General features: G+C 59.5%; 19 protein-coding genes. 11 read left to right on the top strand and 8 right to left on the bottom strand.

What is annotated here, in order from left to right:
• Nucleotides 1–6 precede the first annotated feature (6 nt).
• On the bottom strand, nucleotides 7–633 hold the full coding sequence (locus ACVBAU_RS12745) for a J domain-containing protein (RefSeq protein WP_138922986.1): 627 nt from the start codon (nucleotides 631–633) through the stop codon (nucleotides 7–9).
• Nucleotides 634–707: 74 nt separating this feature from the next.
• On the opposite strand from ACVBAU_RS12745, the gene ACVBAU_RS12740 reads away from it, so the two are divergent.
• Entirely contained in the window at nucleotides 708–965 is a 258-nt protein-coding gene (locus ACVBAU_RS12740; protein WP_138922987.1) for a BolA family protein, read from the top strand.
• 10 nt (nucleotides 966–975) lie between these two features.
• Here the strand turns inward: ACVBAU_RS12740 and ACVBAU_RS12735 are convergent, their stop codons facing one another.
• The 4 genes from ACVBAU_RS12735 to ACVBAU_RS12720 form a co-directional block, all read right to left on the bottom strand.
• Nucleotides 976–1,650, bottom strand: coding sequence for a hypothetical protein (locus tag ACVBAU_RS12735; RefSeq protein WP_448326686.1), 675 nt, complete (start codon nucleotides 1,648–1,650; stop codon nucleotides 976–978).
• 46 nt (nucleotides 1,651–1,696) lie between these two features.
• Nucleotides 1,697–2,164, bottom strand: a complete 468-nt coding sequence (locus ACVBAU_RS12730) for a thioesterase family protein (protein WP_138922988.1) — start codon at nucleotides 2,162–2,164, stop codon at nucleotides 1,697–1,699.
• A 79-nt stretch (nucleotides 2,165–2,243) separates the two neighbouring features.
• Nucleotides 2,244–3,773, bottom strand: coding sequence for an Asp-tRNA(Asn)/Glu-tRNA(Gln) amidotransferase subunit GatB (gatB, locus tag ACVBAU_RS12725; protein ID WP_335744231.1), 1,530 nt, complete (start codon nucleotides 3,771–3,773; stop codon nucleotides 2,244–2,246).
• 112 nt (nucleotides 3,774–3,885) lie between these two features.
• A complete protein-coding gene (locus ACVBAU_RS12720; protein WP_448326685.1) occupies nucleotides 3,886–5,166 on the bottom strand; it encodes a hypothetical protein in 1,281 nt (426 codons plus the stop codon).
• 240 nt (nucleotides 5,167–5,406) lie between these two features.
• On the opposite strand from ACVBAU_RS12720, the gene ACVBAU_RS12715 reads away from it, so the two are divergent.
• Nucleotides 5,407–6,252, top strand: coding sequence for a lytic transglycosylase (locus ACVBAU_RS12715; RefSeq protein WP_448326684.1), 846 nt, complete (start codon nucleotides 5,407–5,409; stop codon nucleotides 6,250–6,252).
• A gap of 88 nt (nucleotides 6,253–6,340) precedes the next feature.
• On the opposite strand, the gene pepN is transcribed toward ACVBAU_RS12715, so the two are convergent.
• A complete protein-coding gene (pepN, locus tag ACVBAU_RS12710) occupies nucleotides 6,341–8,893 on the bottom strand; it encodes an aminopeptidase N (protein WP_448326683.1) in 2,553 nt (850 codons plus the stop codon).
• 115 nt (nucleotides 8,894–9,008) lie between these two features.
• Between pepN and ACVBAU_RS12705 the strand changes: the two genes are divergently transcribed.
• From ACVBAU_RS12705 to ACVBAU_RS12685, 5 genes are all read left to right on the top strand, one after another.
• Entirely contained in the window at nucleotides 9,009–9,305 is a 297-nt protein-coding gene (locus tag ACVBAU_RS12705; RefSeq protein WP_138922993.1) for a hypothetical protein, read from the top strand.
• Nucleotides 9,306–9,416: 111 nt separating this feature from the next.
• Complete coding sequence (locus ACVBAU_RS12700; protein WP_448326682.1) at nucleotides 9,417–9,611, top strand: DUF2256 domain-containing protein; 195 nt, start codon at nucleotides 9,417–9,419, stop codon at nucleotides 9,609–9,611.
• Nucleotides 9,612–9,685: 74 nt separating this feature from the next.
• Nucleotides 9,686–11,827: a malate synthase G gene (locus ACVBAU_RS12695; protein ID WP_448326681.1), complete on the top strand. Its 2,142-nt coding sequence runs from the start codon at nucleotides 9,686–9,688 to the stop codon at nucleotides 11,825–11,827.
• A gap of 86 nt (nucleotides 11,828–11,913) precedes the next feature.
• Nucleotides 11,914–12,339, top strand: a complete 426-nt coding sequence (locus tag ACVBAU_RS12690; protein WP_093732656.1) for a GlcG/HbpS family heme-binding protein — start codon at nucleotides 11,914–11,916, stop codon at nucleotides 12,337–12,339.
• Nucleotides 12,340–12,414: 75 nt separating this feature from the next.
• The gene (locus tag ACVBAU_RS12685; RefSeq protein ID WP_138922995.1) at nucleotides 12,415–13,191 is read left to right on the top strand and encodes a gamma-glutamyl-gamma-aminobutyrate hydrolase family protein; all 777 of its coding nucleotides are present in this window, start codon (nucleotides 12,415–12,417) and stop codon (nucleotides 13,189–13,191) included.
• A 257-nt stretch (nucleotides 13,192–13,448) separates the two neighbouring features.
• Here the strand turns inward: ACVBAU_RS12685 and ACVBAU_RS12680 are convergent, their stop codons facing one another.
• Nucleotides 13,449–14,201, bottom strand: a complete 753-nt coding sequence (locus ACVBAU_RS12680; protein WP_138922997.1) for an SDR family NAD(P)-dependent oxidoreductase — start codon at nucleotides 14,199–14,201, stop codon at nucleotides 13,449–13,451.
• 246 nt (nucleotides 14,202–14,447) lie between these two features.
• Here ACVBAU_RS12680 and ACVBAU_RS12675 point away from each other — a divergent pair, with 246 nt between their 5' ends.
• The 4 genes from ACVBAU_RS12675 to ACVBAU_RS12660 all read left to right on the top strand — a co-directional run bounded on the left by ACVBAU_RS12675 (nucleotide 14,448) and on the right by ACVBAU_RS12660 (nucleotide 19,908).
• Nucleotides 14,448–16,022, top strand: coding sequence for a Re/Si-specific NAD(P)(+) transhydrogenase subunit alpha (locus ACVBAU_RS12675; protein WP_138922998.1), 1,575 nt, complete (start codon nucleotides 14,448–14,450; stop codon nucleotides 16,020–16,022).
• A gap of 13 nt (nucleotides 16,023–16,035) precedes the next feature.
• Nucleotides 16,036–17,469 (top strand): NAD(P)(+) transhydrogenase (Re/Si-specific) subunit beta, encoded by a 1,434-nt coding sequence (locus tag ACVBAU_RS12670; protein WP_138922999.1) that lies wholly within the window; start codon nucleotides 16,036–16,038, stop codon nucleotides 17,467–17,469.
• Between the two features lie 122 nt (nucleotides 17,470–17,591).
• The gene (locus ACVBAU_RS12665; RefSeq protein WP_448326680.1) at nucleotides 17,592–18,491 is read left to right on the top strand and encodes an MBL fold metallo-hydrolase; all 900 of its coding nucleotides are present in this window, start codon (nucleotides 17,592–17,594) and stop codon (nucleotides 18,489–18,491) included.
• Between the two features lie 133 nt (nucleotides 18,492–18,624).
• Nucleotides 18,625–19,908: a DUF3422 family protein gene (locus tag ACVBAU_RS12660; RefSeq protein ID WP_448326679.1), complete on the top strand. Its 1,284-nt coding sequence runs from the start codon at nucleotides 18,625–18,627 to the stop codon at nucleotides 19,906–19,908.
• Nucleotides 19,909–19,910: 2 nt separating this feature from the next.
• Here ACVBAU_RS12660 and ACVBAU_RS12655 read toward each other — a convergent pair whose 3' ends face one another.
• Nucleotides 19,911–20,945, bottom strand: a complete 1,035-nt coding sequence (locus ACVBAU_RS12655) for a YeeE/YedE thiosulfate transporter family protein (RefSeq protein ID WP_448326678.1) — start codon at nucleotides 20,943–20,945, stop codon at nucleotides 19,911–19,913.
• Between the last annotated feature and the right edge of the window lie 80 nt (nucleotides 20,946–21,025).

Genomic DNA, 21,025 nt, shown 5'->3' with positions numbered 1-21,025 from the left:
GCGGCGTCAGTCCCTGAAGTTGCGGCTGCCCTTGAGCTGGTCCCAGGCCCAGACGACCAGCTGCAACTGCTCTTCCTGACTGCGATCACCGCCGTTCATATCGGGGTGGAGTACCTTGATGAGCGCCTTATACGCCTTGCGCACTTCTGGCTTGCTCCAGGTGTCCTTGGCCTCGAGGATTTCCAGCGCGCGACGTTCTGTGGGGGGGAGGCGGCGTCCGGCGGCAGGCCCCTTGCCGGGGTTCTGCGTCGCGTTTTTGCCCAAGACCTGATGCGGGTCTTCGATGCCCAAACGCGCCCAGGCCCGTGCTTCCGGATCGCCAAGCGGCTTGGTGGTGCGTTCCCACACTTTGTCCTTGGATTGCTGGGCGTTCAATTCGGCCTCTGTTGTGCCGTCAAAGAAGTTCCACTTGAGATTGTATTCGCGCACGTGCTGCTGGCAGAACCAGAAATAGTCATCCAGCACGTCAGGTGCTTTTGGCGCACGGTATTTGCCGGCTTCCTCGCAGCCTTCGTGCGAACAGACGCGCTGTGATGTCTCGGACGCACCGGACATCCCGCGACGGCCGCGGGGATTTTTCTTTTTTGAAGACGACACAGACATGTCGAATCCAAAGGGATCACTTTTGGGCATGATATGGACCTTTCCGACTCAGGCCGGTCAGTTTAGACCTTGGGCTGTGAGATTGAAGGGGGCTAAGCTAAAAAATGTCAGTGACACAAGAAATCGCCGACCGGCTGGAAGAGGCGTTTGCACCGTCGGAGTTAAGCGTCGTTGACGATAGTGAAAGCCACCGTGGACATGGCGGCTTCCGCGAGGGGGGTGAAAGTCATTTTAATGTGAAAATTCGGGCGGCCCATTTCAAGGGGCTGTCCCGGGTTGCGCGGCACCGCGCCGTGCATGAGGCGCTTGGTCCCGACTTGATCGGCCGCATTCATGCACTGGCGCTGGATCTCGACGTCTGACAGGGGCCCCTTAGTCCGGGGTCTTATCGACCTTGGGGGCGGGGGCGTCTTCGGAGGCGGGGGCGGCTTCTGTTTCATCCGAAGCCTTCGCGCCTTTTTCGTCCACGGACTTTGTCTGGGGATCGCCTGCGGGTTTTTCCTCGGTCGCGTCGTTTGCTTTTGTCTGGGTGTCGGTCTTGGCTTCCGTCTTTGATGCTTGCTGTCCGCCCTCGGGTTTGGTCTCGGCGGGTATTTCAACCGTGCTGGATTTGCGCCGCGACGCCAGCGCGTTCAGCATTGACGGAGCAACCTCCGCCGTTTCCTCGTCCTCGTCGGTTTCACCGTGCTGATCCTCGAAATAGCTTTCGTCCTCTGTCTTGTCCGTGTCCGCGTTCAAGGCAGTGGCTTCGGGCTTTTCCATGGCGTCTGACGGTGGGGGGAGCAGCTCAGTAGGGGCCGCGTCCGGCGCTTCCTCGCGTCGGCGGCGAAACACCAGTACATTGCGCCATTCCGTCGTGCTGCCGGTCAGCCCCACGCGTTCAGTCGATGGCAGAGTCTCTGCCCGCTGATACTCCCAGCCGTAACCTGAAAGACCATTCATAAGCTCCTGAAGCGCATGGGAAAACCGCGCTTCATCGCCTTTGATATTCTTGACCTTCAGCCCTTTGGTGGGGGCGGGTACAACTTTGTATTCATAGCGTGGCATATGAGCTGGCTTTCGGGTCAAAGGAGGTCAAACAAGGGCGCGCGGATCAGCGTTTCAGTCCGATTTTGCGGCCGGCCTGTTCAGGATAAGGTAACGTCGCGTGGGCCGATTTCATCGCTTCTAGCCGGGCCATAATATCGGCGGGCATCGGGGCCACACGGGGGCCAGACTGGTCGATATGCAGCGTCAGCGCTTCGCCGGTGGCAGCCAGCCAGCCGTCTTCGTGCCAGAGCTGCGTAAACGAATGGAAACGCTTTTCATCAAAGTCGAGCAGTTGGAACGTGCAATAGGTCGACGCGCCCTCGTGCAACTCGCGCAGATAGCAGACGTGGAATTCGGCCACATAAGTGGTGTGGCCTGTCTTCTGATACTCTGGTCCGAACCCGATCTGATGGTAGGCATCATCGACCGCGTTATCCATCAACACCGAATAATAAGCCATGTTCAAATGGCCGTTAAAGTCGATCCATTCGGGCTGTACAAGGCGCGGCGATGACCGGAAGGGCGTATCCATAAAAGACCTTTCAAAGCGTGTCAGAGGGGGAGCGTGGCGAGAAAAGGGCCGGGGCTTTGGTAAACCCCGGCCCGACGTCTTAGCCGTTCAGTTTTTGTGCAACGATCTGGTTCACCGCTTTCGGATTCGCCTTGCCGCCGGTGGCCTTCATCGTTTGCCCGACGAACCAGCCCGCTAGCTTCGGATTCTCGCGCGCTTTGGCAACCTGATCGGGGTTCGCGGCGATGATCTCGTCCACCGCGGCCTCGATAGCACTGGTGTCTGTGACCTGCTTCATCCCGCGTTCTTCGACGATCAAGGCAGGGTCACCGCCTTCGGTATAGACGATTTCAAACAGGTCCTTGGCGATCTTGCCGGAAATCGCATCAGACGCGATCAGGTCGATAACGCCGCCCAGCTGGGCAGGGCTGACGGGGCTGTCATTGATGGCTTTCTCGTCTTTCTTGAGGCGGCCGAAAAGTTCGTTGATCACCCAGTTCGCCGTCATCTTGCCATCTCGGCCCTGTGCGGTCGCCTCGAAGTAGCCCGCGCTGTCCAGATCTGAGGTCAGAACCGACGCATCATAGTCGCTGAGGCCAAAGTCATTGATAAAGCGCGCTTTCTTGGCATCGGGTAGTTCGGGCAGGTTGGCACCGATGTCATCAACCCACGCCTGTTCGATCACCAGTGGCAGCAGATCGGGGTCGGGGAAATAGCGGTAGTCATGCGCCTCTTCCTTTGACCGCATGGAGCGGGTTTCCTGCTTGTCGGGATCGAACAAACGGGTTTCCTGCACCACTTCGCCGCCGGCTTCGACGATGGCAATCTGGCGCTTTGCTTCGACGTCGATCGCTTGTTGGATGAACCGCATGGAGTTCATGTTCTTGATTTCACAGCGCGTCCCGAGATGGCTAAAGTCCTGCGTCGCCTGATATTTTTCGTATTGGCCAGGCAGGCAGATCGACACGTTCACATCCGCACGCATCGCGCCCGACTGCATGTCGCCATTGCACGTACCAAGATACCGCAAGATCTGACGCAGCTTGGTCAGATAGGCAGCAGCCTCTTCGGGGCCGCGAATGTCGGGCTTGCTGACGATTTCCATCAGCGCGACACCGGTACGGTTCAGGTCCACAAAGGACATGTTCGGGTCCATATCGTGAATCGATTTGCCCGCGTCCTGTTCCAGGTGGATGCGTTCCACACGCACCAGGCGCGCCGTAGGATTTTCACCTGCGACCCCGGCCCCCATCTCCACCAGCACTTCGCCTTCGCCCACAATGGGGTGGTACAGCTGCGAAATCTGATAGCCCTGCGGTAGATCGGGGTAAAAGTAGTTCTTGCGGTCAAAGGCGCTGTGCAGGTTGATCTCGGCCTTGAGGCCCAGACCCGTGCGCACGGCCTGTTCGACACAGAATTCATTGATGGTGGGCAGCATGCCAGGCATGGCCGCATCCACGAAGGAAACGTTGTTGTTGGGCTCTGCGCCGAATTTTGTCGAAGCGGCGGAAAAGAGTTTCGCGTTCGACATTACCTGCGCGTGAACCTCCATCCCGATGACCAGTTCCCAGTCATGTTTGGCACCCGCAATGGTGCGCACTTTGGGGGTGTCATAGGTCAGGTCAAGCATGGGGGCACCTTTGGCGTCAGAAACAGAACGCCTTGGTCATAAGACAGGGGGCGGGGTGCTGCAAGAGGGGGGCAGCGCCAATGCGTGTGCTGATCCGCTTTGGATGTCGGTGTTAGGCGGTCATTGCTTGCGGGCCGTTGCTGGTGAACACAATACGTTGCCCCGATGCGAGTTCGGAGCGAAACAGGCTGTTTATGACTTGCATCGCGTCGTCGCGGCCCGAGGCTGCGAATTTATGCGGCGACCGGATGCGCAGGTTATTGTTGAACCCGTGGGCCGCGTGGGCCCAGATCATCGGGTGGAGTTCGGTCAGATGTGCGCGGATGATCCAGTCGGTGCAGGCCCCGATTTGGGCGCGGATATTGTCAGCGCGTTCATCCCCGCCACCGCCAAAGCTTGGCATATTGGCGCAATAGGCAGCCAGTAGGTTCGCACAATACGCGGTCGAATGATGGGCTAGAATATCGCGCAGCCCGTCGATGAAATAATCAACGTCTAGATTGGCGCAAGCCGTGTCATCGGCGCAGATGGCGTCAAACATAACCCAGGTATAGCCACCGGCACCCCAGACATTCTGCACACGTGCGGCGGTGCGGCGCGCCTCAAGCTCAAGCTCGGTATAGCCACCGTGGTGGCGAGGCAGCATGTGGTTGCCCAAGGCGCGCATCGGGCGAGGGTTGAGCGGGTTGAGCAGAATGAGCTGTTCGTAGCTTTCGCGGAGCCCGCCTTGGTGGTGAAGCGGGCCGCTGACATGAGCACAACGGGTCGCCGCAACCAGCGCGCTGGTGGGGTGCTGTTCGATGAACGGCACGATAATCTCTCCGGCGCGCTCAAAGTGGGCGATGCAGGCGTCGCGGTTGCGTTGGGGCAGCACGGTGCTTTCGCCCTTGCCGCGCCAGGCCCAGCCGATGTCGATATGGGCCTGGGCGACGACACAGGCGACGACATAATCGTCTTGATGCGCATCCAGCACATGTTCGAAATCCTCGATCCCGCTGAGCAACGCTTTGGCAAAGCCGCTGTCAACATCTTCGATCGCGTGTTCCGTTGCCATCACAACATCAGCGCGCGCACCAAGGGCCATCAGCTCGGCCACAGGCATAGATCCGGGGGTAAGGGTGTTGTCTGCGTCAGCGCGGCGAATTGCCTTGGACAGACCAGCCCAGTTTTCCTGTCGCACAAGCTTTTGCCCGAGTTGGTGGTTTTCATCGCATAGGCGGTCTTCGGCAGTGGGATCGGGGCAGTCGATGCAAAGCATCTCTTGCGGTGACGCCGGGACAGTGTCGGCGCGCGCAGGGGCAGAGGGGGCAGGCGTTTCTTGCCCCTGCGCACGGGGTTCGCGGCGACGCGGTGCACAACCAAGGTCGTCTGTTTCCAATAGCAGCGTTGGCATGCTTTTGCGTTTGAATAAATTCTTGAGGTGCAGCATCGTCTGTCCAGTCTTGGGTAAGCCCGTCTTCTGCTGATGAAACTGGCGGGATATTTAGGCACCAAGATGGCATCGCGGTGGTCAGTCTGGGATTTTCCCACCGCTGGAAAGCAGTTTAAGGCTGAATAATGCCTGATTGTTCAAAGACTGGAGACGATGGCGCGGAACGCGCTATGTTGTGCGCGAATACGAGTGGGGGGACAAATGTCTGTAAAGAATAGTGCACGCCGCAAAGGACTGCGGCGCGATGGCTCGCCGCGCGTGATTCTTGGGTCTGCTGTGATCGCGCTTTGCCTGTGGGGGGGCATGACGCTGCCCGCTGTTGCCGAGACGGTGAATGTTCTGCGCCCTATTGCGCGCGGCGCGGTCAGTGACCCTGCGTCTGCTACGACCCCGACGGCCCCCCCGATCGAACCCGCCCCTGCGCTGGCCGGAGAGGGCGGCGCGTCCAATCCTGACCTTACCACTGCGGCACCGATCACCCTTTACGATGTCTCTCCGCCTGCGCGCAGCGCGGTTATCCCGCGCACAAGGTGGCAACATCGGCGCGGTCACGCGATCTGGACCCGAACAGCGCTGTCGGCGCTGAAGTCTCATGGCAAGCCCTTGGTTGATATGGTGCCCGCCGATGCCGAAGAATGGTGCCCTGCCTATCCCACCGCTTCGGACGCGGATCGTCGCGCGTTCTGGGTCGGGTTTATGTCGACCCTCGCAAAATATGAAAGCACCTATAAGGCGCGCGCCGTCGGTGGCGGCGGGCTTTGGTATGGGTTGCTACAGATTTTACCTGCCACGGCACGCGGCTATGGGTGCAATGCTGGCACGGGCGCTAGTCTGCAAAACGGCGGCGCGAACCTGAGCTGCGCAATACGGATCATGGCGGTCACGGTGCCCCGCGATGGTGTGATCTATGGGCGCGGCGGAAAAGGCGTGGCCGCCGATTGGGGCCCCATGCGCAGCCCCGCAAAGCGCCATGACATGGCGGGTTGGTTAAAGCGGCAGACCTATTGCAAACCGCTTGACGCTGTGCGCCCAAAAGCCCGCCCCTGAGGTGGATCAATCAGCCTATGCTCAGAACCGTCCTGCGACCACCATAAGCGGGGGCAAGGTGCCCCCATGCGGGACACCTCAGTTTTCATCACGCACCGCGGATACGCGACAGCATCTCGGTGGTGTCGCGCGACAGACCAGACTGCGACAGGATGCGGTCCAGCTCTGTCTTGATCATCGCTTGGCGGTCGCTGTCATAGCGCTTCCACGTCTGGAACGCTGAACACATGCGCGCGGTGGTTTGCGGGTTCACCGGATCAAGCTTGATCAGCCAGTCCGCCAGCAAACGGTAGCCTGCGCCCGAAGCATGGTGAAAGCCCGCGTGGTGCGCGGCAAAGGCCCCCAGCACGGCGCGGAAACGGTTGGGGTTCTTCCAGTTGAAGTCGGGATGTTTGGTCAGCGTTTCGACGACTTCGTGGGCGTCTTCGGGGTCGGCTTCGATCACTTGCAGGCCAAACCATTTGTCCATGACCAGCCGGTCCGCTTTCCATTGTCCCTCGAACGCGTCGACGGCTTTGTTGCCGCGACCGGTGCGGATCAGGTTGGCCAGCGCGGAAAGCTGCTGGGTCATGTTGTCAGCCACGTCATACTGTTCTTGCGCCAGTGCGCCATCGTCATTGCGCGTCAGCAGGGACAGCGCAGCATTGGACAGCGCCCGCTTGCCCGCTTGTTTCGCGTTGGGTTCAAACGGAGCGTCGACCGTGTGACGGCGATAGAGCGTCGGCAGCAGATCGGCAAAAACCTCTGCCATCGTGGCGCGGGCCGCCTCGGTAGCGGCATAGATGATGTCAGGGTCGGGGGTGTCACCCGCCTCTGCCAGTGCGCGGGCCAGATCGGATTGCGACGGCAGGCCCAACATCAGCGCACGATACGCCGGATCAAGAGTTTCATCACCGATCACCGCACGGATACCGGCCAGCCAGTCCTTGTTGGGGGCCTTGCCATCGCGGATCATCCCCAACAGGGAGCCATAGGCCAGCATGCGCCCCTGTTCCCAGCGGTTAAAGGGGTCTGTATCATGGGCCAGCAGATGCGCACGATCTGCGTCCGACAGGTCTTGGGTCAGGACCACGGGCGCGGAAAAGCCGCGCAGCACCGATGCGACGGGTCGCGTCCCCAGACCTTCAAAGACAAAGCTCTGTTCGGCCTGTGTCATCTCGAGCACCGTTGTTTCCTCGACCTCGTCGCCGTCTTGACCGATCAGCCCGACGGCAATCGGCAGCACATGAGGCTGCGGATCGGCTGTGGCATCGCTGGCCGGCGTGTGTTGTTTAAAGTGCAGCGTCAACGTGCCGTGATCCCAGCTTTCCGTAACGGACAACAGCGGTGTGCCGGCTTGGGAATACCAGCGCTTGAATTGCGCCAGATCGCGGCCAGTGGTGTCTTCGAACACTTGCAGCCAATCTTCGATGGTGCAGGCCTGCCCGTCGTGACGGTCAAAAAAGAGGTCGAGCGCTTTTGAATATGCCTCATCACCGACCAGCAGCTTGAGCATGCCAATCACCTCGGCACCTTTTTCGTAGACCGTGGCGGTGTAGAAGTTGTTGATCTCTTGAAAGCTTTCGGGCCGCACGGGGTGGGCCAGCGGGCCTTGGTCTTCGGGAAACTGTCGGGCGCGCAGATCGATCACATCGCCAATCCGTTTCACCGCAGCCGAGCGCATGTCAGAGGTGAATTGGCTGTCGCGGTAAACGGTCAGCCCTTCCTTGAGGCACAGCTGGAACCAATCGCGGCAGGTGATCCGGTTGCCGGTCCAGTTGTGGAAGTATTCATGCGCGATGATCGCCTCGATCCGCTCAAAGTTCATGTCGGTCGAGGTTTCGGGGCTGGCCAGCACGGCGGAGGAGTTGAAGATGTTCAGCCCCTTATTCTCCATTGCGCCCATGTTGAAATCATCCACTGCAACGATGTTGAACAGATCAAGATCGTATTCACGGCCATAGACGTCTTCGTCCCACTTCATACTGTCCTTGAGCGCCTGCATGCCAAAGGCGCATTTGCCCTCGTCACCGGGACGTACATAGAGGTTCAGATCGACGGCGCGGCCCGATTTTGTGGTGAAGCTTCCGGGATGTGCGACCAGATCGCCAGCAACCAGCGCGAACAGATAGGCGGGCTTGGGCCACGGGTCATGCCATTCAGCTGTGTCGGTATCGCTGCTGACGGGGTTGCCGTTGGACAGTAGAACGGGGTGCGGGCCGTTGATGGTGACAGTAAAGACCGCCATCACATCGGGGCGGTCGGGATAATAGGTGATCTTGCGAAAGCCTTCGGCCTCGCATTGGGTGCAATACATGCCATTCGACATATAAAGCCCCTCAAGCGCGGTATTGCCCTGCGGGTCGATCTCCACCTCGGCTTCCCAGATAAACGGAGCGTCAGGCACGTCACAGGTTAGCCCTTGGGGGGTGACTTCGGGCGATACCGGCGTGCCATCAATTGCGGCAGAGACAAGCGACAGGTTTTCACCATGTAGAAAAAAGCTGCGGTCACTGGTGTCGGGGTTGGGGCGGAAGGCAATCCGGCTTTTGACGCGGGTCTTGCGTGGGTCCAGATCGAAATGCAGCGCGACATGGTCGATGATGAAGCCGTAGGGGGTATAGTCGGCCAAGTATATCGTCTGGGGAGCAGCGTCGCGCATGTATTTTCCTTCTGTTTGGAACCGAATGTCCAATGTTCAAGTTAGTCCTGCACAATGGCGCCTGCAAGGTCGCCACCCGATAAGAGCAACCTACACCGACCCATCGGAGGGCACCATGTCTGCACCCGACACAAATATTGAGAAGCAAGAGAAACAGCACAAGCCTGCGCTGCTTGGCGTAAAGGGGGCGATCATCTTCGGCGTCGTCATCACCGCCATTCTCGGATTTATTCTGATCGGTAATGGCCGCGAAGATCATCAGCCCGCGGCAGAGGAAGCGACACAAGGCATCACCACCGATAGCACCGTGCCCGCCGTGAGCGACGCCGAACCCAATGGCGCATCGCAAGCTGATGATACAAACGCCGCGCCGGTTGATCCCGTCGCACCGGGAACGAACGAAAGTAACTGAGTTTCCGCGGCGCATAATTAACGATTGAGAATTTAACGATTTGGACGGCAGACTTTGGCAACAAGGTCTGCCGTTTTTTATGCGTGCTGCATTGCGAACGAGGGAAGTGCCATGGCGAAAATGCGCAAAAAGTCAGAGTTGCCAACAAAGATCTGCCAGCGTTGTGGCCTGCCCTTTAGCTGGCGACGCAAGTGGACGCGCGATTGGGAAGCGGTGAAATACTGCTCTGAGAGGTGTCGGAAGGCGGGGGCCTCTGCGGCCGAGCGGTATGGTAGCTGCGCATTGGTAATATATTATTACCAATAAATGTTGCCCCATGCTGGCATACCTTCTAAGCCTGTTGTCAAAGCGATATCCATGCGAGCAACAGGAGCTAAGAGATGACACAGCGTAGCGATAAGAACGGCCTTCAGGTTGCCGCCGAACTGGTAGAATTTATTGAAGGCTCGGCGCTGCCCGCCACCGGCATTGATGCGGGCACGTTCTGGGCGGGGCTAAGTGATCTCGTGCATGATCTGGGGCCAAAAAACCGCGCCTTGTTGCAGACGCGTGAAGAGATGCAGGCCAAGATAGATGCTTGGCACAAAGACCGCGCCGGCCAGAACCATGACGCCGACGCCTATAATGCCTTTCTGCGTGAGATCGGGTATCTCGTGCCCGAAGGCCCCGCATTCGAGATTGATACCCAAGGTGTCGATCCCGAAATCGCGCAGGTCCCCGGACCGCAGCTGGTCGTTCCTATTACCAACGCCCGCTTTGCCCTGAACGCCGCCAACGCGCGGTGGGGCAGCCTATATGACGCGTATTACGGCACGGATGCGCTAGGGGATTTGCCGAAGGGCAAGGGCTATGACGCAGAGCGTGGCGCGCGGGTTGTGGTGCAGGCCAAGGCGTTTCTGGATGAAGCAGCCCCGCTTGCCTCTGGCAGCCATACGGATGTGACCGGTTATGCCGTCGCAGACGGGGCACTGACACCTGCGTTGAAAGATGCGGCGCAGTTTATCGGCTACCGCGGGGATGCGGCTGCGCCTGACGCGATCTTGCTGCGCAACAACGGCTTGCACATCGAAATTCAGATCGACGCTGCGCATAACATTGGCAAAACCGATCGGGCAGGCGTGGCCGATGTGCTGCTGGAATCCGCGATGTCTACGATCATGGATTGCGAAGATAGCGTTGCCGCTGTGGATGCCGAAGACAAGGTTGTCGCCTATGGCAACTGGTTGGGCCTGATGAAGGGCGATCTGTCCGAGACGTTCGAAAAGGGTGGCCGGCAGGTGACGCGCGAGATGAACGGCGATCGCGACTACACCGCCCCCGACGGCAGTACGCTGACGCTTAAGGGGCGGTCGTTGATGTTGGTACGCAACGTGGGTCACCTCATGACCAACCCCGCCATTCTGGACCGCGACGGGCTGGAGATCGGCGAAGGCCTGATGGACGCGATGGTCACAACATTGCTCGCGATGCACGATCTGAAGAAAAAGGGCGGAATGCGCAATTCGGTCGCGGGCTCGGTCTATGTGGTCAAACCCAAGATGCACGGGCCCGAAGAAGTCGCCTTTGCGGATGAGATGTTTACCCGGGTAGAGATCGCGCTGGGGCTGCCGGCCAATACCGTCAAACTCGGCATCATGGATGAAGAGCGTCGCACATCGGTCAACCTTGCCGAGTGTATCCGCGCAGCCAAGTCCCGCGTTGCTTTTATCAACACCGGTTTCCTCGACCGCACGGGCGACGAAATTCACACCTCGATGGAGGCAGGGCCAATGGTGCCCAAGGGCGAGATGAAGAACGCGCCGTGGATCAGCGCCTATGAGGATCGCAACGTCGATATCGGTTTGGCCTGCGGCCTGCAGGGGCGCGCGCAGATCGGCAAGGGGATGTGGGCCATGCCTGATCTGATGGAAGCCATGCTGGACGCCAAGATCGGCCATCCCAAAGCAGGCGCAAACTGCGCTTGGGTGCCATCGCCTACGGCTGCGACGTTGCACGCGATGCACTATCATACCGTCGATGTTCTGGCGCGTCAGGACGAGATCAAACAGGGCGGTGCCCGTGGTACGCTGGAAGACCTGCTGACGATCCCCGTACTTGCGGGGCGCAACCTGTCTGACGCCGATATCGCACAGGAGGTAGAGAACAACGCTCAGGGTATTCTGGGCTACGTCGTGCGCTGGGTCGATCAGGGCGTTGGCTGTTCAAAGGTGCCGGACATCCATGACGTCGGCCTCATGGAAGACCGCGCGACCTGCCGCATCTCGGCACAGGCGTTGGCGAATTGGCTACACCACGGGGTGGTTTCCGAGGATCAGGTGACCACAGCGCTGAAAAAGATGGCCGCCGTCGTGGACCGGCAGAACGCGGGCGATCCGCTTTACCAGCCGATGGCCCCCGGCTTTGACGGGATTGCCTTTCAGGCCGCTTGCGATCTGGTGCTGAAAGGGCGCGTGCAGCCGTCGGGCTATACCGAACCTGTCCTGCACGCACGCCGGTTGGAGCTGAAAGCCGCACAAGGCTGAACGTGTCTTACCGGAAGAGGCGAGGGGCCAAGCCCCTCGTGCTCCCCGGAGTTTACTTAGCAAAATGAAGCAAAGATGAGGATAGAATGACAGTCACATTAGAGCAGGCGCGGATCATGATCGCCGAAACGTTTAAAAAGGGCCACGAGCTGGGGTTGAAACCCCTGTCAGCCGTGGTGCTGGACGCAGGCGGCCACGTGCAGGCTTTCGAGCGTGAAGACGGCGCGGCCCCTGGCCGGTTCGGCATCGCCCACGGCAAAGCCTATGGCGCGGTGATGTTGGGTATGGCCGGGCGGGCGCAAATGGCGCGGGCCGAGCAGCAAGCCTATTTTATGGCGGCGGTGAACGGTGTTTATGGCGGGGCCGTGGTGCCTGTACCGGGCGGTTTGCTGCTGCGCGACGCGGCGGGCGTTGTGATCGGCGCGCTGGGCGTGACCGGGGATACATCGGACAATGATGTACTGGCTGCGCTGGCCGGGATTGGCGCTGCAGGGCTGATCGGCGAGGAATAGCGGTGGGCTTTGGGGTGTTGAGGTCGGATTGAGGACGCGGTAGGCTTTGAGTGAAATCAAAATCTGAGGCTGAATATGGCGCGTCCTGTTGTTGGTATTGTCGGAAACACCAGCCTGTTGAATGACCAATACCCGATCCACGCGGCCGGCACGATGAACACCATCGCGGTGGCGCAGGTGTCTGGCTGTTTGCCGTTGATCATTCCCAGCGACCCGTCCTTGGTGTCGGTCGACGAGTTGCTTGAAACCTGCGACGGCTTCTTGTTGACCGGCGGGCGACCGAATGTGCACCCCGAAGAATATGGCGAGTCCGCGACAGAGGCGCATGGCACCTTTGACCGTGCCCGCGACGCCATTGCCCTTGGGCTTGTGCGCGCCTGTGTCGAGCGGGGACAGCCGTTCTTTGGCGTGTGCCGTGGGTTCCAAGAGGTCAATGTGGCCATGGGCGGGACGCTCTACCCTGAGATCCGTGAATTGCCGGGACGGATGAACCACCGCATGCCGCCCGATGGCACGATGGAGCAGAAATTCGAGCTGCGTCACGATGTGACCTTTACCCAAGGCGGCGTGTTTCACGAGCTTCTGGGTGCGCCAAAGGTGCGCACCAACACGTTGCACGGGCAGGGGATCAAGGCCGCGGGCCCGCGCGTGATCATCGACGGCTTCGCCGAGGATGGCACGCCAGAGGCGATTTATATCAAGGACGCCCCCGGTTTCACGCTCGCCGTGCAGTGGCATCCAGAATGGGACGCGGGGAATGACCCTGTGTCGCGTCCCTTGTTCGAAAGGTTCGGTGCCGCAGCGCAAGCTTGGGCCGACAGCAAACAACAGCGGATGCTGAAATCAGCCTGATCCCTCTGTCAACGTGATGCGCCGTCGCGATGATTCGACGGGGTGAGAAAAATAGCGTGTTGTCAATGTGTCGATCTTTTTCCAGGTGAAATCGCTGTGCTGCACGGCAGGTTTTTGAGGCCGCTTGCCGGACGCTCGCCTTATCCGGCAGCTACGAAAGGCTGCGGCATTTCGGGGCGGTATAAGGGGGGCTGTGATCTTATGCATGGGGCGACCTTAGCCGCCCCAAAGTTATCAAATTATGACCGGCAACGCAGTTACATGTCGCCGCCGGTGACCTGAATGCACTGTCCGTTGATGCTTTGCGAACCGGGGCCGGTTAGCCATGTGGCGGCAGCTGTGACCTCGGACACGTCGATCAGACGTTTATGCGGGTTTGAATTCACCATGATCGCGCGTGCTTTTTCTTCTGAAATACCAGCACGTTCCGAGATTGACGCGGTGTTGCGCGATACGATCGGGGTGTCCACGTAGCCAGGGCAGATCGCGTTAAACGTATAGGGCTGCCCCAGATAGTCCGCGGCCAGTGATTTGATCAGCCCAATCATCCCGTGTTTCGACGCAGAGTAGGCCGCCGCGCCGGGCAGGCCGCGCAATCCGGCCATGGAAGAGATCGCAATGACCCGGCCCCATTCGGTGTCGCGCATTGTCTTCAGTGATTCGCGGATCGTAAGAAAGGCACCGTCCAGGTTGGTGGACATCATGTTGCGCCAGAATTCCATATCGGTCTTATGCACGGCCTTGCCCTCGGCAATACCGGCGTTGGGGATGCAAATCTGGATCGGGCCGTGGGCTTTGACGGCTGCGGCGATCTTGGCCACCACGTCGTCTTCGCTGCGCACGTCCATCGCCATGCCGGTCATATTGTCGCCCGCAACCTCATCGAGCACCTCTTGGCGGCGGCCGGTGATCGTTACATGCGCGCCCCGTGCCGCCAAATCCCGTGCGATATCCAGCCCGATGCCGGTGCCGCCGCCTGTGATCAGTGCGTGTTTTCCCTGTAGGTCCATTCTGCTCTCCCTTATGAAATGGAACGTGATGACGGACATGCTGTCGGCAGCGAGGGGCAGGTGCAAGGGCGCGCGCGTTTTCACGCAACGTCGCAAACCCATAAATGCGGCTGTTAGCGCTATTGCTGGTGCAAATCGCTGTTCTAATTATGTCCGTCTCTTGTACTATAGGAACCCAAGCGCTATCGCTCTGGGTAATATTATTGCGCCACGCGAGGCGTAGAAGCACCAACGGGGGACTCTGGATTGAAGATCGGGACGCCAAAAGAAACATTTGAAGGGGAAAATCGCGTTGCGATGACCCCGGAATCAGCACTTCAGCTGCAAAAGCTCGGTCACACTTGTCTGATTGAAGCTGGCGCAGGCGAGGCGGCTGGTTTTTCCAACGATAAATATGTCGAAGCCGGGGTAGAGGTGATCGACACAGCGGCTGAGCTTTGGGAAACGGCAGATGTCGTGGCCAAGGTCCGTGTCCCCAGCACCGCCGAGATGGCGATGATGCGGTCCGACCAGACGCTGATTTCCTTCTTTAGCCCTGTTGCCGACGAAGCCAAGATGAAAGAGGCGGCTGAAAAAGGCACCACTGTTGTCGCGATGGAGATGATCCCTCGGATCAGCCGTGCGCAGAAAATGGATGCACTGTCGTCGATGGCGAACATCGCGGGCTACCGTGCGGTGATCGAGGCGGGCAACAACTTTGGCCGCTTCTTTACCGGTCAGATCACAGCCGCGGGCAAAGTCCCTCCGGCCAAGGTTCTGGTTGTCGGTGCAGGTGTTGCCGGTCTGGCAGCGATCGGGACCTCAACGTCGTTGGGCGCGATCACGCTGGCCTTTGACGTACGTCCCGAAGTCGCCGAGCAGGTCGAATCGATGGGTGCCGAATTTGTGTACCTCGATTTCGAAGAAGAGCAGCAGGACGGCTCCGCCTCGGGTGGCTACGCTTCTGTTTCTTCGCCGGAATTCCGCGAAGCGCAGCTGGCCAAGTTCCGCGAACTGGCCCCCGAAGTTGATATCGTCATCACCACGGCGTTGATTCCCAACCGCGAAGCGCCAGAGCTGTGGACCGAAGATATGGTCGCCGCAATGAAGCCCGGGTCGGTCATCATCGATCTGGCGGCGGAAAAGGGCGGCAACTGCAAGCTGACCAAGATGGACGAGAAAATCGTGACCGAGAATGGTGTGACCATCATCGGCTACACCGATTTCCCAAGCCGGATGGCAACGCAGGCGTCGACGCTGTTCTCGACCAACATTCGCCACTTGCTGACCGATCTGACACCGGAAAAAGACGGTGTGATCAACCACAACATGGAAGACGACGTGATCCGTGGGGCAACCATCACCCACGACAAAGAAGTCACCTTCCCGCCGCCCCCGCCCAAGGTAGCAGCGATTGCGGCAGCGCCGAAAAAGGACAAGCCCAAGGAACTGACGCCGGAAGAAAAGCGTGCCAAAGAGACGGCGGCGTTCAAAGCACAGACGCGCAATCAGGTCGGCTTGCTGGCCATTGGTGGCGTGTTGCTGTTGGCGGTTGGCCTGGTCGCACCAGCCAGCTTTATGCAGCACTTTATCGTGTTCGTTCTGGCCGTGTTCATTGGTTTTCAGGTGATCTGGGGCGTCGCACATAGCCTGCACACCCCGCTGATGGCCGTGACCAACGCGATTTCGTCAATCATCATTCTGGGGGCGGTCATGCAGATCGGGTCCGGATCGTTCTTGGTGATTATTCTGGCCGCGCTGTCGGTGTTTATGTGCGGGATCAACATCTTTGGTGGGTTCCTCGTGACACGGCGCATGCTTGCCATGTTCCAAAAATCGTAAAGGGTTCAGGTAAATGGATTTTGGTTTTACAACAGCGGCTTACGTAGTCGCCGCCATCCTCTTCATCCTCAGCCTTGGCGGGCTGTCGGGGCAGGAAAGCGCAAAGCGTGCCGTATGGTACGGGATCGTGGGCATGGCCTTGGCCGTGGTTGCGACATTGATCGGGCCGGGGGCTGGTTTTTGGGTGCTGTCGCTGATCCTGATCGCGGGTGGCGGTGCCATCGGTTATCAACTGGCGACAAAAGTACAGATGACGCAAATGCCCGAACTGGTTGCTGCAATGCACAGCCTTGTGGGTCTGGCGGCGGTTTTCGTCGGCTATAACGCGCATATCGAACTGGGCAACGTGCTGGCGATGGATGACACCGCCCGCAAGGCAACCGAGGGCTTCGCCGCCCTTCTGGCCAAGAAGGACAGCGTCGAGATCGCAATCCTGCGGGTCGAGCTGTTCCTTGGTGTGTTCATCGGTGCGATCACCTTTACCGGTTCGGTCATTGCCTATGGCAAGCTGGCGGGTCGGGTGAACTCTTCGGCAACCAAACTGCCCGGTGGCCACGTCCTGAACGCAACCGCTGCGGCCGTATCGCTGCTGTGCTTGGTTTGGTACTTTAACACCGGTGGGTTCCTGCCGCTGTTCATCATGACACTGGCGGCGCTGTTCATTGGCTATCACCTGATCATGGGTATTGGCGGCGCAGATATGCCCGTGGTTGTGTCGATGCTGAACAGCTATTCCGGCTGGGCTGCAGCGGCGATCGGTTTCAGCCTTGGCAACGATCTGCTGATCGTGGTCGGTGCGCTGGTTGGTTCGTCAGGTGCGATCCTGTCCTATATCATGTGTAAAGCGATGAACCGTTCGTTCGTCAGCGTGATCTTGGGCGGCTTTGGTGGCACCTCTGGTCCACAGATGGCAGTCGAGGGCGAACAGATCTCGATCGAAGTCGACGGTGTGGCGAGCATGCTGAACGAAGCCGATAGCGTCATCATCATCCCCGGTTACGGGATGGCGGTGGCTCAGGCACAGCAAGCGGTCAGCGAGTTGGTTAAAAAGTTGCGGGCCCAAGGCAAGAACGTGCGTTTCGCCATTCACCCCGTTGCGGGTCGTTTGCCGGGTCACATGAACGTGCTGCTGGCCGAGGCCAAGGTGCCCTATGACATCGTGATGGAGATGGACGAGATCAACGATGATTTCAAATCCACCGACGTTGCGATCGTGATCGGGTCGAACGACATCGTGAACCCCGCCGCACAGGATGATCCCAACAGCCCGATCGCCGGTATGCCCGTGCTGGAATGCTGGAAGGCCAAGAACGTCATCGTGTCCAAGCGCGGGCAGGGGACTGGCTATTCCGGTATCGAGAACCCGTTGTTCTTCAAAGACAACACGCGGATGCTTTATGGCGACGCCAAGGCGAGCCTGGACAAGCTGCTGCCGCTGATCGACTGATCCGGCGACAGATGACAAACCAAAGGGCGGTGCAGCGATGCGCCGCCCTTTTTACATTCGGGGTGATACATGGAACTCAAGCGCCTTGCGGGTGTTGAATTGTCATATAGGAGGATTTGAATATGAAGTTTTCGCGCACCAGCCCGTCAACCGGCCCCGGTTCCCCCGAAGTCACCGGCTTTTACGATGACGATAGCGGCAGTATCCAGTATCTGGTCGCTGATCCCGCCACATCCAAAGCGGCGGTGATTGACGTGGTTCTGGGCTTCAGCCCGCAAAGCGCCGCCACTGATACGCAGAATGTCGATACGATCCTGCGCCATGCCGACGCGGCAGGGTACCAGATCGAATGGATTCTCGACACGCATCCCCATGCCGATCACCTGATGGCATCCCATGAGCTGAAACGCCGGCTGAACAAACCCAATGCCATCGGGTCCAAAATCACCGAGATTGCCGAGCTCTGGCGCGACTACTACCACATGCCTGACGCCTTTGACCCCGCGTCCGATTTTGACCATCTGTTTGACGACGGTGATACCTTTACCATCGGCGATCTGCCGGTCCGCGTGATGCTGTCCCCGGGGCATACGCTGGGGTCGATTTCCTATGTCGTGGGGTCGGATGCCGCCTTTGTGCACGATAGCTTTATGCAGCCCGATGTCGGCACCGCCCGCGCTGATTTCCCCGGTGGTACCGCGGCAGAGCTGTATCAGTCGCTACAAGAAATTCTTGCACTGCCCGATGCGACGCGGCTGTTCGTCGGCCATGACTACGGTACTGACTATCGCCCGCAGCCCACGTGGGAATCTAGCGTGGCTGAACAGCGCAGACATAATGCGCATATCGGTAGCGGTGTGTCACTCGACCGCTTTGTCGATCTACGCGAGGCACGGGACAAGACGCTGTCCTTACCGGATCGGATGTTGCATGTCTTGCAGCTGAACCTGAGGGCAGGGCGCTTGCCGGACGCAGAAGAAGACGGCCACGCCTATCTGAAAATTCCGCTCAACCGGTTCTAAAAAGGCGATGCAACTGCGGGCGGTATCCTGCGGTATACGGATAACCCTATGAAAGCTATGTAAAATATATCTAGGCGAACGGCGGTAACCGCGCTAGGTTGCCCCGATCATATCCCTGCAGAAAGCCCTCATCGTGCCTGCTCTCGACGATCACCCCCTGCGCTATACCCTGAATAGCGAGCTTCACGCGCGCCCGTTTCCATCGCTGGTCGCGCCCCATGTGGCGGCCTATCTGGCGGTGCGACCGATAGGGGACGCCGCAACGCGCGACCGGTCGGTTGACCTACAGCAGCTACGTACCTTGCTGACCCACTACGGTGCGCCCCTCCCGTCGGAGGACGCGACCCATTATTTCGGGCCGATGGGCAAATATACCCTGAAATGGGAACAGCATACCGAATTCGTGACCTATACCGTGTTTCTTGACCAGATCGGCCAGCGCCCCTTTGATCCGGCAGAGTTTGATGTCTTTCCCGAGAATTGGCGCGCTGGCCTGAAGGCAGAACGCATTACGTCGATCTTGCTGCGGCTGGTGCCGCGTCCTGCCGAGGACGCGCAGATCGCGGAGGCGCTGCAAGATTGGTTCGTCCCGGAAAGCTTGGCAGTGGCGTCTGTGCTGGAAGATGCTGCAGTTATCGCCAGTGATTTCCGCATCGATCCGGCGGGCCACATGCGCATGGCGGTCTTCGCATCGGAAGGCACCGGCAGCCGCCGTCTGGGGCGCATCGTGCAACGGTTGTGCGAGATCGAGACCTATAAATCGATGTCCATGCTCGGCTTTGCAAAGGTGCGTGAGTTCGCCGCCCAGCTTGACCGGCTCGACGCAGAGCTGATTGACCTGATGGCGGGCATGGCAGGCACCTCTGCTATGGCCGAAGACACGCTGCACCGCTTGCTGGATATCTCGGTCGGGCTAGAGGCGCTTTCGGCGGATGCTTCTTATCGGCTTGGTGCGACAGAGGCCTATCAGGCCATTGTCGCGCAGCGGATCGGGGCCCTCCGCGAAACCCGCTTTATGGCGCGACAGGGTTTTGATGAATTCATGATGCGCCGCTACGAGCCTGCGATGCGCACGGTGAAATCGTCGGAAACACGCCTGAACAAGATGTCCGCCCGTGCCAGCCGCGCCGCTGAACTGCTGCGCACACGGGTGGATGTGGAAAGGTCGGCGCAGAACCAGGCGATACTGGCCAGCATGGATAAACGCTCGGACCTGCAGCTGCGTCTGCAGCACACGGTCGAAGGGCTCTCGGTCGTCGCCATCAGCTACTACGCGGTGTCACTGGTGGGTTATATGCTCTACCCGCTGGCCGAACGTAGCGGGATCAGCAAGGGCACGCTGACGGCCGTTGCCGTGCCTGTCGTGGTGATCCTCGTTTGGGGTCTTCTGCGCCGTTTGCGCCACAAGATCAAATAGCGTCAGCTGCCTGCAGGGGTTGCGCGCAATAGGGCATGCATGGCCAACACGCCGATGCCGATCATCACGATAGCCAATATGGCAGCCAGCGACAGCGTAGGCACGCCGGATAGTCCGGCACCCAGCGTACAGCCCCCTGCAAGTACACCGCCGACACCCATCAGCGCGGCACCGGCCAGATAGCGGCCGGTCTGGGTGGGGGTCTCGAAACTCTGCCAGCCAAAGCCGCCAAACAACAGACTGGCCGCACAGGCTCCCAGAAATACGCCGCCCAGCAACCCGACGCCAAAGCCTGCGGGGATGGAACTGCTTGCCACCAGCCAGAACAACGTATCGGCAGAGGGCGACGTGAACGACAGGCTCTCCATCGCGATGGGATCAAATTCGTCGAACAGAATAAAGCCGGTACCGACCCACGCCAACGGGACCAGCAAACCAATCAGCGCTGCCATCATCAGATGGGCCGGACGGTTCCCCGACCGTAGCGCCACGGCCAAGGCGGCCACGACGATCAAGCCACCCCAAAGGGCCACGCCACCGGGCAGAGCGGCGAGGCTGATATAATCACCAAGCCCAAGTGTGACGCTGCCAAGCGCCACGCGCATCGGGGCCAACACGCCTTTCAATGTCGCATGGGCCACGACTGCGAACACCACAACGACCAGGGCCGCCCGTAAATTGCCAGAGCCCGCCAGAATGGTCAGCCGCGAAATACAGCCCCGTGTCAGCACCATGCCCGCACCAAACAGGAGCCCGCCAAACCCAATCGCCAGATAGGGGAGGTCAGGCACCAGAAAACGATGATCGGCAAAGCTGATCCAGCCCAGCGCCACAGCGGCTTGCGTGCCCGAGACAGCAAAGGCCAGTGCCGTCAGCCAGACCCCTTTAGCCGCGCGTCGGTCTTCGCCAACCAGCGACCGGCGAAAACAGAACTTGGTGATCTGCCCCAGAACGCCAAAGACCACGCCCAAGGCCAGCGCGAACCAGACAGCAGCCTGTTGCGGCGTGGTGTTTTCAAAACCGAATTGCTCAAACATCTTTGCGTTCCCCTGACGACAGCACGCCAGTTCACTGACGCGGAAACCGCCCGAGTTCAAGCCTTTTGCGCCTCAACGAC

This window comes from Sulfitobacter sp. M13, from assembly GCF_053474885.1.
The sequence above is the reverse complement of the archived record's forward strand: the minus strand, read 5'-3'. Positions and strand labels throughout refer to the sequence as shown.

Coding starts and splice junctions, on each gene's coding strand:
- ACVBAU_RS12745 (WP_138922986.1), bottom strand. CDS start 633: ATGCCCAAAAGTGATCCCTTTGGATTCGACATGTCTGTGTCGTCTTCA.
- ACVBAU_RS12740 (WP_138922987.1), top strand. CDS start 708: ATGTCAGTGACACAAGAAATCGCCGACCGGCTGGAAGAGGCGTTTGCA.
- ACVBAU_RS12735 (WP_448326686.1), bottom strand. CDS start 1,650: ATGCCACGCTATGAATACAAAGTTGTACCCGCCCCCACCAAAGGGCTG.
- ACVBAU_RS12730 (WP_138922988.1), bottom strand. CDS start 2,164: ATGGATACGCCCTTCCGGTCATCGCCGCGCCTTGTACAGCCCGAATGG.
- gatB (WP_335744231.1), bottom strand. CDS start 3,773: ATGCTTGACCTGACCTATGACACCCCCAAAGTGCGCACCATTGCGGGT.
- ACVBAU_RS12720 (WP_448326685.1), bottom strand. CDS start 5,166: ATGCCAACGCTGCTATTGGAAACAGACGACCTTGGTTGTGCACCGCGT.
- ACVBAU_RS12715 (WP_448326684.1), top strand. CDS start 5,407: ATGTCTGTAAAGAATAGTGCACGCCGCAAAGGACTGCGGCGCGATGGC.
- pepN (WP_448326683.1), bottom strand. CDS start 8,893: ATGCGCGACGCTGCTCCCCAGACGATATACTTGGCCGACTATACCCCC.
- ACVBAU_RS12705 (WP_138922993.1), top strand. CDS start 9,009: ATGTCTGCACCCGACACAAATATTGAGAAGCAAGAGAAACAGCACAAG.
- ACVBAU_RS12700 (WP_448326682.1), top strand. CDS start 9,417: ATGGCGAAAATGCGCAAAAAGTCAGAGTTGCCAACAAAGATCTGCCAG.
- ACVBAU_RS12695 (WP_448326681.1), top strand. CDS start 9,686: ATGACACAGCGTAGCGATAAGAACGGCCTTCAGGTTGCCGCCGAACTG.
- ACVBAU_RS12690 (WP_093732656.1), top strand. CDS start 11,914: ATGACAGTCACATTAGAGCAGGCGCGGATCATGATCGCCGAAACGTTT.
- ACVBAU_RS12685 (WP_138922995.1), top strand. CDS start 12,415: ATGGCGCGTCCTGTTGTTGGTATTGTCGGAAACACCAGCCTGTTGAAT.
- ACVBAU_RS12680 (WP_138922997.1), bottom strand. CDS start 14,201: ATGGACCTACAGGGAAAACACGCACTGATCACAGGCGGCGGCACCGGC.
- ACVBAU_RS12670 (WP_138922999.1), top strand. CDS start 16,036: ATGGATTTTGGTTTTACAACAGCGGCTTACGTAGTCGCCGCCATCCTC.
- ACVBAU_RS12665 (WP_448326680.1), top strand. CDS start 17,592: ATGAAGTTTTCGCGCACCAGCCCGTCAACCGGCCCCGGTTCCCCCGAA.
- ACVBAU_RS12655 (WP_448326678.1), bottom strand. CDS start 20,945: ATGTTTGAGCAATTCGGTTTTGAAAACACCACGCCGCAACAGGCTGCT.